1 protein-coding gene and 1 pseudogene are annotated in these 1,588 nt (G+C 69.5%); both read left to right on the forward strand.

Going from position 1 to position 1,588, the window contains the following annotated elements:
* Positions 1-357, forward strand: a pseudogene (locus ABNT58_RS14325) (relaxase); the annotation flags it as partial.
* Position 358: 1 nt separating this feature from the next.
* On the forward strand, positions 359-1,588 hold a 1,230-nt coding region (traD, locus tag ABNT58_RS14330; RefSeq protein WP_348754138.1), incomplete at its 3' end, for a conjugative transfer system coupling protein TraD.

Genomic DNA, 1,588 nt, shown 5'->3' on the forward strand with positions numbered 1-1,588 from the left:
GCCGCGGCGCCCACCTTCAAGCTGAACGCGCCCATGCGCCTGAACCCGGCCGTGCGCGATGCCCTCGCGGCCATCGTCAGCACCCTCAATGGGCCCGGCAGCGCTGCGGCCGCCGCACCTGTCGCGGCCGGCCTGTTCGTGCCGCTGGCTGAACTGGAACGGCGTGGCGTGCAGCCCGCGCTGGCGGGTCGGGCGCTGGCCGATGTCGGCCTGCTGGTGCATGCCGGGCGGGATGGCCCGGCCACCGTCACGGCCGACTTCCGCGGCGAGCCGACCATCGGGCTGGTCGTTGCCCCAGCCTGCATCGATGGTTTCGACCCTGCCGCCTTCGAGCCCGCCGCGCACGAGGAGCCCTGACATGCTGATGCGCCGCTACGAGATGCCCTGGCGGCGCGCCTACGAGGTGTACGCCGCCGCCGTCTGGGCATCCACCCTGCTGTTCTTCGCAGTCACCGGCGGACTGGGCCTCCTCCCGCGACAGCTCGCACTCCCGCTCGCCGGCTTCTGCCTGGCGATGGGCGTTCTGCGGCTGGCGCAGGGCGTTCACACGCTGGTGCTGCGCGCCTCGCTCTCCGGCCGCGGCATCCAGGTGCTGAGCACACGGGCCGTCGCCCGCTGGACGGAGAAGCCTGACGCGGTGTTTCTGGGCTTCGGCTTCGAGTGGCGGCCCGTCCACTCGCAGCGTCTCTATGAACTGGCCAAGGTCGACTACCGCGAGTTCACCGTGTCGCCCCGCCTGCTCCAGGTGCTGGGCTACGACGCACGCCCGCAACCCGATGCAGAGATCGGCCTGCCCTACATCCATGGAGTCGAGCCACGCGAGGTGGCCCTGCACCGGCCGCTGCAGAACTTCGAAGGCGGCACCTTGCTGGTGGGCACCACCCAGTCCGGCAAAGGCGTGGCGCTGGCCAACCTGGTGACGCAGGCCGTGCGTCGCGGCGACGTGGTCATCGTCATCGACCCCAAGAACAGCCGCCGCCTGAAGCGTGTCACCCAGCGCGCCTGCGAGGACTGGCGCGACCCCGACACCTTTCTCGAGTTCCACCCCGCCTTTCCTGAAGCCGGCGTGCGCCTGGACTTCACCTTCAACTGGCAAAAGCCCACCGAGATCGCCTCGCGGATCCAGTCGATCATGCCGACGGACACGGCTGGCGCCTTCTCCGCCTTCGGCTGGGACGCCGTCAACGTGGTTGTGCAGGGGCTGGTGGAGTTGGAGGAGCGACCGAACCTGGTCAAGCTCACCAAGTACATCGAGGGCGGCATCGAGCCCGTGCTGGAAGCGACGCTGCGCCGCTTCTACGAACGGCTGCTCGGTGCCGGCTGGCGCGACCAGCCGGAGATGAAGAAGCTCCTGCATGACGCGCACCGCGGCAACATGAAGCGCCCGTCGGAGGCAGCCAGTGCGGACCTGCTGGCCCTGGTCGCCTTTTACGAACACCATGTCCCGCAGTCGCAGCGCAACAAGGTGCTCGACGCCCAGGTGCGCACCTTCCGCCACAACCGCGAGCACTACCAGAAGATCACGGCCAACCTGCTGCCGGTGCTCTCGATGCTGACCTCCGGCGACCTCGGCCGCAGCCTGTCGCCC

Origin of the sequence: uncultured Aquincola sp., from assembly GCF_964001545.1 — a bacterium.
GTDB lineage: Bacteria > Pseudomonadota > Gammaproteobacteria > Burkholderiales > Burkholderiaceae_C > Aquincola.